This is a genomic window from Nocardiopsis lucentensis DSM 44048 (assembly GCF_000341125.1).
Lineage (GTDB): Bacteria > Actinomycetota > Actinomycetes > Streptosporangiales > Streptosporangiaceae > Nocardiopsis > Nocardiopsis lucentensis.
The window spans coordinates 1-7,587 of record NZ_ANBC01000309.1 but is presented as its reverse complement, the minus strand read 5'-3'; the positions used below and the strand labels follow the sequence as shown (position 1 = coordinate 7,587).

Below are 7,587 nucleotides of genomic sequence, written 5' to 3'. Positions count from 1 at the left end.
CCGCCAAATCGGCGGTTTCGGATCAACCGAACGGGGTAAAGCACCCGCTTGTCCTGCTTTTGCCTTTTCGCGAATCTCTCCGCTTTGAGGCAACTCCCTGATCGTACATGCCCCGAGCACCTGCTCGAACCACATCCGGTTGGATCGAACGGACGACGAGGAGCCGTCCTGAATCCTGGGGAACGACCGGCACGTCCGCGCAGATGTCGCGTCCGGTTCGCTCGGTCGTCCCCAACTCTACCCCCGCCGGGGAGTGTTCGTGACACGTTTCCACGAACGTGGCGGTGTCGTGCCCTACACCTGACCCGCCCCGGGCAACGCCCCAACGGCTAGAGCTTCTCAATTGGGGCGTACTTGACCAGGAAGTCCTTCTCGCCGATGTCCGCGCCGAAGTCGATCCGCGCCTTGGTCTTGTCGCCCGTGCCCTCGACCAGCTGGACACGGCCCATGCCGAACGAGTCGTGGTTGACCAGGTCCCCCACACTCAGTGTCGGGGCCTCCTTCTTCGGACTCCTGACCGCGCCGCGCGACTTCGAGCCGCCACCGAAACCACCGCCGAAACCGGCACCGGCACCGCGGCCACCGCTGAGGCCCCCGGAGCCCCAGGACGACCCGCCGATACTCCGGCTCGGCGGAGCGGCCAGGGTCGACTCCGCCCGGCGCCACTCCACGAGCGACGACGGGATCTCGTCGATGAACCGGGAGGCCGGGTTGTACGAGGGCGACCCCCAGGCACTGCGCACGGCGGCACGGCTCACGTACAGGAGCTGCTGGGCACGGGTGAGCCCGACGTAGGCGAGCCGCCGCTCCTCCTCCAGCTCCTGCTTGTCCCCGAGCGTGCGCATGTGCGGGAAGACCCCGTCTTCCATACCGGTCAGGAACACCACGGGAAACTCCAGCCCCTTGGCGGAGTGCAGCGTCATCAGCGTGACCACACCGCCCTCGTCGTCCGCGTCGGGGATCTGGTCGGTGTCGGCGACCAGGGAGATCCGCTCCAGGAAGTCGACGAGCGTCGGCTCTCCCGGATCCACGCCCCCGGGTCGGTCTCCCTCCCCGGAAGCGGACTCGTCCGCGGACCCGTCCTCGCTCTCCTCCAGGGGCTCGCCGACGTCCTGCGGCTCCTCCTCCAACAGGGCCGCGAAGGTGTGCTCGAACTCGCGCGCCAGGTCGACGAACTCCTCCAGGTTCTCCACCCGGCTCTCGTCCTGGATGTCCTTGGATTCGGTGAGCTCGGACAGATAGCCCGTCTTGCCCAGTACGGCCTCGACGATCTCGGCCGGGCTGCTCGTGGGAACGATCTCGGCCAGTTCGTCCAAGAGAGCGGTGAACGATCCCACCGCGCGCGCCGACCGGGTCGCGATGCCGGGGATCTCGTCCACCCTCCGCAGCGCCCGGGCGAACGAGATCCGCTCCCGCGCGGCGAAGAGCTCGACCGCCTCCTCCGCGCGCGCCCCGATACCGCGTTTGGGCACGTTGAGAATGCGCCGCAGGCTCACCGTGTCCTCCGGGTTGGCCAGCACACGAAGGTAGGCCAGGATGTCCCGGATCTCCTTGCGCTCGTAGAAGCGCACACCGCCGACGATCTTGTACGGCAGCCCCATCCGGATGAACACGTCCTCGAACACGCGGGACTGCGCGTTGGTCCGGTAGAAGACCGCCACCTGTCCCGGCGTGACCGTCCCGTCGTCCGTGAGCGTGTCGATCTCACCCACGACGAACGCGGCCTCGTCGTGCTCGTTGTCGGCGACGTAACCCGTGATGGCGGGCCCCTCGCCCTTCTCCGACCACAGGCTCTTGGCCGGGCGGCCCTCGTTGCGGTCGATGACGGCGTTGGCCGCCGACAGAATGGTCTGGGTGGAGCGGTAGTTCTGCTCCAGGAGGATGGTCCGCGCGTTGGGGAAGTCGCGCTCGAACTCCAGGATGTTGCGGATGGTCGCGCCGCGGAACGCGTAGATCGACTGGTCCGCGTCACCGACCACGCACAGCTCGGCGGGCGGGACACCGCCCACCGCCGCGTCCCCCGCCCCGGGACCGTCCGCGTCCGCCACTCCGACCAGCTCACGGACGAACACGTACTGCGCGTGGTTGGTGTCCTGGTACTCGTCGACCATCACGTGCCGGAAGCGGCGCCGGTAGTACTCCGCCACGTCCGGATACATCTGGAACAGGTTGACGGTGAGCATGATCAGGTCGTCGAAGTCCATGGCGCCCGCCTCGTGCAGGCGGCGCTGGTACAGCTGGTAGGCCTCGGCGAGCTTCTTCTCCTGCTCGCTCTGGGCCTGCTCGGCGAAGGTGTCGTAGTCGACGAGCTCGTTCTTGAGGTTGGACACCTGGGCGGAGAAGGACTTGGGCGGGAACCGCTTGGGGTCCAGGTCCATCTCCTTGCAGACCAGCTGCATGAGGCGCGCGGCGTCAGCGGAGTCGTAGATCGTGAAGCTGCTCGGGTAACCGAGCCGGTGCCCCTCCCGGCGCAGGATCCGCACGCACGCCGAGTGGAAGGTCATCGTCCACATGGTGTTGGCCGCCCGGGGGCCGAGCAGCGCCTCGATGCGCTCCCTCATCTCGGCCGCGGCCTTGTTGGTGAAGGTGATGGCGAGGATCTCGCCGGGCCGCACCCCGCGTTCGGCCATGAGGTAGGCGACGCGGTGCGTGAGGACACGGGTCTTGCCCGAACCGGCACCCGCCACGATCAGGAGCGGAGCGCCGCTGTGGGTGACCGCCTCGCGCTGGGGACCGTTCAGACCTTCGAGGAGCTGCTCTTGGGAGGACACGACTACCAGGTTACGGGTCCCGTGCGACACCGGTGCCGCTCCGTCACCGCCCCGACCGGCCACTCGAACCACCGTCCGGCTCCGTGCCTGGTCGGACCGCCCGGGTGGTCCTACCTGGGCGTTCCACGACGTCGACGGGCCAATGGGGACCCATGGGCGATTTAGGCTGGTCTGGTACGGGTCCCTTCCGGGACCGTTCGACGTTTCGGGGGGAGTTCCTTGACCATGCGTGTGTTCGTCGACTGCGACCCTGGCATCGATGACGCCGTCGCGCTCGCCTACCTCGCCGCGCGGCCCGAGGTGGAGATCGCCGGTATCGGCGCGGTATTCGGCAACAACAGCGTGGACGTCACGGCGGACAACGCGCTGCGGCTGCTCGACCTGTACGGGCGCCCCGGCGTGCCCGTGGCGGTCGGCGCGGCGCGTCCGCTGGTCCAGGCCCCGCGCCTGGCCGAGCACGTACACGGAGGCAACGGTCTCGGCGATGTCGAGCTGCCCGCCCCGACCGGCAAGCCGGTGGCGGAGTCCGCAGCCGAACTGCTGGTGCGGCTGGTACGCGAGTCACCCGGTGAGATCGACGTGCTGGCCGTGGGCCCGCTGACCAACCTGGCGATCGCCCTGGGCCTGGAACCGGAGCTGCCCAGGCTGGTGCGCCGCCTGGTGGTGATGGGCGGTGCCGTCCGCGCACCGGGCAATGTCGCCTCGCACGTCGAGGCCAACATCAACAACGACCCCGAGGCCGCGGAGGCGGTGTTCGCCGCCGGGTTCGACCTGGACCTGATCGCGCTGGACATCACCATGAAGACGGTCGCCACGCCCGCATGGCTGGCGGAGCTCAAGGAGGTCGGGGGCGAGCGCGCCGAGCGCACCTCGGCCTTCCTCGACTTCTACGCGGAGTTCTACACGGGGATCTTCGGCGTGCGCCAGTGCGCGATGCACGATCCGCTGGCCGCGGCCGTCCTGGTCGACCCGCACCTGGTGACGGAGTCCTTCGAGGCGCCGCTGCGGGTGGAGCTCTCCGGGGACCTGACCCGGGGGATGACCGTCGCCGACCTGCGTCCGCGCCCCGCGTCGGATGACCGCCGCCCCGCGCGTGTGATCACCGAGGTCGCGGAGGCCGAGTTCCTCGGCCGGATGCTCGACGCCCTGCGCTGATCCGGAACACGCCCCCGGCGCCTCCGTCGGCCGCCACCCCCGCCGGGGGTGGCGGCCGACGCGCGTCCCGCCCCGCCCGGGGCCGGGCTCAGACCAGTCTGCGCGCCGTCGCCCAACGGCTCAGCTCGTGCCGGTTGGACAGCTGGAGCTTGCGCAACACCGAGGACACGTGGGTCTCCACGGTCTTGACCGAGATGAACAGCTCCTTGGCCACTTCCTTGTAGGCGTAGCCGCGAGCGATGTGCCGCAGGACCTCGCGCTCGCGCTGGGTGAGCCGGTCCAGTTCCGGATCGACCGGCGGCGCGTCGGTCGCGGAGAACGCGTCCAGCACGAACCCGGCCAGCCTCGGTGAGAAGACCGCGTCGCCGTCGGCCACCCGAACGATCGCCTGGGCGAGGTCCCTGCCGGAGATGGTCTTGGTGACGTAGCCGCGCGCGCCGCCCCGCACGACCCCGATCACGTCCTCGGCCGCGTCGGAGACCGACAGGGCCAGGAAGCGGATCTGCGGGTGCTGGGCCAGGACACGGCGCAGGACCTCGACTCCCCCGCCACCGGGAAGGTGGACGTCCAGGAGGACGAGGTCGGGGAGCTGTTCACCGATGACGCGCACCGCGCCGTCGACGTCCCCCGCCTCCCCGACGACCTCGACGGCGTCGCCGAGCTCGCCCCGCACACCGCTGCGGAACAGCCGGTGGTCGTCCACGATCACGACGCGGGGAACCGCGTCACCGTCACTGAAGCGCGTGCTCTCGTCTGCCACATCCTGGACTCTATCCAGCACCTTCGGCCTCCCGGTACCCGTGTTCGAGCGGTGTCCGCATCCGGTCGTGTCCACAATCGGTTCCGGAAGTTAGGGCGTGTATGGCGGATACACGCCCTGCTGCGCGACGCCCCAGCACAACTCTCGCTACGTTCTCATCAGTCGAAAGCACACCCAGGCTTACTCCTTCTTCGGCCTTGCGACAGCCGCACTGGATGCGCCGCTCGCGACGGGCAGCACCCACCACACACGCCCTAATACTGCGGAATTCTGGGCATCCGCAACTGCACCTCCGTGCCCTCGCCCGGGGCCGTGCGGATCCGCGCCGAACCGCCGTGGCGCTCCATGCGGCCGATGATGGAGCCGCGCACCCCCATGCGGTCCTCGGGCACCTCGTCGAGGTCGAACCCGGCGCCGCGGTCGCGGACGAAGACGAGGACCTCCTCCTGGTCGACCTCCCCGAACACCGACAGGGTGTCGCAGCCGGCGTACTTGGAGGCGTTGACCATGGCTTCCCGAGCGGCGCGGAGCATCGCGCCCAGCGCGTCGTCGAGGGGGCAGTCGCCCACGCACACCACCTCGATCGGGACGCCGTGCTCCTCCTCGACCTCGGCGGCGACGCGTTCCAGCCCGGGTGAGACGGTGGTCTCGGCGTCGGCGGGGCGCTGGTAGAGCCAGCTGCGCAGGGCCCTCTCCTGAACGCGGGCCAGGCGTTGGACCTCGCGGGGGTCCTCGGCCCGGCGTTGGATGAGCGTCAGGGTGTGCAGGACGGAGTCGTGGATGTGCGCGGCGAGTTCGGCGCGTTCGGCGTTGCGGATGCGCTCGCGGCGTTCCTGGTCCCGGTCGCGGATCAGGCCGATGATCCACGGGGCGACGACCAGCGAGATACCGGCGAGCAGGGTGAAGGCGAAGGTGAGCCCGGCCCGGGCGTCCTGGAGTTGCTGTTGGAAGACGAGGAAGCCGATGACCCCGACGACGATGAGCAGGACGCCCGCGCCCGTGCGCATGAGCGCCTTGCTCCCGGCGTGGCGCACGGTCGTGGACATCCACTCGTCGCGCTGGGCGGGGTTGGCCTGCTGCCACAGGATGGTGGCGCCGAGCGCGCCGAAGACGACGAACCACAGGAGCGGGTCGAAGACGCCGCCGAAGACGAGGAAGAGGGTGCCCAGTCCGACGCCGAGGCCGATGTAGGCCAGGAGCTGGGACACGTCGCGGCCCTTGCGCAGCGCCCCGTCCCGGCCCTCCTCCTGGGTGTGCGCCTCCTCCTTGGGCACGAAGAAGAACAGGGCGGTGTAGACCGCGACGCCGATACCGCCGACGGACAGGGCGATGAAGGCGAGACGGACCACGACGGGGTCGACGCCCAGGTGCCGTGCCAGCCCGGCGGCGACTCCGCCGAGGAGCCGACCGTCCACCGCCCTGGTGAGCCGTGGCGTGTCGACCACCGTTCCTGCCACCGCCCGATCACCGCTTCCGTCCGTGTGCGGCGCGGGTGCGCGCGCCGCCTTCGTGTTTCCCGTGTGAACAGGATGCACGGTGGACGGACACGGGCACCATCGGGTGGCTCCCCCGGTCGGACCCGGGTGTCGGTCAGGGTGGGTTCAGGGTCGTCCCGGATTCCGCCGACCAGCGTGTTCGGGTGACGATGGGGGCATGAGGAGGGTGCGGTGATCGACGATGACTGACGGGCCGGCCGCGGAGGCGGCCACGCTCGGACCCGAGCAGGAGCTCCGCAAGGGCGAGGACCGCGTACTCGCGGGTGTGTGCACCGGGCTCGGCCGTTACACGGGCACCGACCCGATCGTGTGGCGCACCGCGTTCGCGTTGACGGCGTTCGCCGGGGCGACCGGCCTCCTCCTCTACGTCGGCGCCTGGATGCTCATGCGCGACGACCAGGGCGGACCGGCGACCTTCGAACAGATGCTGGACCGGAGCATCCCGTCGGGGACGGTGGTGAAGCTGCTGGCGGTCGGGTTGGCGGTGGCGACCGCGTTCAGCCTGGTCGGCGGGTTCGGGTGGTCGACCCTGGTCCTGGCCACCCCGCTGATCCTGGGGCTGCTGGCCGCGCGCAACCGGGGCGTGGACCTGCGGGCGAGCTTCACGGGGCTGCGTGACGAACTGCGTCGGCGGCAGCCGCCCCCGACCACACCCGCCCCGGCACCGGCGCCCGCCTACTACAACCCGGCGCAGCCCTGGGCCTCGGCTCCGCAGGGACCGGTGGACCTGGCCGTGGTCGCCGGGCGCACCGCGGGAGCGGGCGCCGATCCGCACGGTGCGGACGGGGGCGGGGGGTCGGCACCGCCCGGGCCCGAGCCCCGGGAACCCGGAGAGCGGTCCGCCGAGAAGAAGTGTCGGCGCGGTGGGGTGCCGCTGGCCTCTCTCGCACTGTGGACCATCGTCGGCCTCACGGTGGTCGTGTCGGTCGCGGTCCAGGGGTGGAACTCGTCACTGTGGAGCGGGGAGACCGCCACCCTGGTGTTCGGTCCGGAGACCGGGGTCTTCTTCCTGGCCGGCGCGTTGGCGGTCGTGGGGGTGTACGCCCTGGTCGGCACGTGGACGGGGCGGACCGGTGGTCTGATGGCCCTGGGCCTGGTCCTGGCGCTGGCGGCGGCCGCCTCGCTGTCGACCGACCTGACCCGGCTGCGCGCCGGCGAGTCGGTCTGGCGGCCGGAGACGGTGGCCGAGGCCGAGTCGGGGGACTACCGGCTGACGGTGGGGAGGGCCACGCTCGACCTCACCGGCCTGGCGGACCTGGAGCCCGGCGACACGCTCGACCTGACCGTCCGGGTGAACGGGGTGACGACGCTGCTCCTGCCCGAGGACGCGCGCGTGGAGGTGGAATCCCACCTGGGGGTCGGCGTGGTGGACCTGGGGGACGGTAGGGAGGGCGAGGACCGGGTC

5 protein-coding genes are annotated in these 7,587 nt (G+C 70.6%); 2 read left to right on the top strand and 3 right to left on the bottom strand.

Annotated features, from left to right (window positions below):
• Positions 1–329 precede the first annotated feature (329 nt).
• Positions 330–2,771, bottom strand: coding sequence for a UvrD-helicase domain-containing protein (locus D471_RS0111005; RefSeq protein WP_026127614.1), 2,442 nt, complete (start codon positions 2,769–2,771; stop codon positions 330–332).
• A 225-nt stretch (positions 2,772–2,996) separates the two neighbouring features.
• On the opposite strand from D471_RS0111005, the gene D471_RS0111000 reads away from it, so the two are divergent.
• Positions 2,997–3,926 (top strand): nucleoside hydrolase, encoded by a 930-nt coding sequence (locus D471_RS0111000; RefSeq protein WP_017598672.1) that lies wholly within the window; start codon positions 2,997–2,999, stop codon positions 3,924–3,926.
• 88 nt (positions 3,927–4,014) lie between these two features.
• Here D471_RS0111000 and D471_RS0110995 read toward each other — a convergent pair whose 3' ends face one another.
• Positions 4,015–4,686, bottom strand: a complete 672-nt coding sequence (locus D471_RS0110995; RefSeq protein WP_017598671.1) for a response regulator — start codon at positions 4,684–4,686, stop codon at positions 4,015–4,017.
• 254 nt (positions 4,687–4,940) lie between these two features.
• A complete protein-coding gene (locus D471_RS0110990) occupies positions 4,941–6,143 on the bottom strand; it encodes an ATP-binding protein (RefSeq protein ID WP_026127613.1) in 1,203 nt (400 codons plus the stop codon).
• A 220-nt stretch (positions 6,144–6,363) separates the two neighbouring features.
• On the opposite strand from D471_RS0110990, the gene D471_RS0110985 reads away from it, so the two are divergent.
• Positions 6,364–7,587, top strand: a 1,224-nt coding sequence (locus tag D471_RS0110985; RefSeq protein ID WP_017598669.1) for a PspC domain-containing protein, incomplete at its 3' end; no start/stop codon positions are given.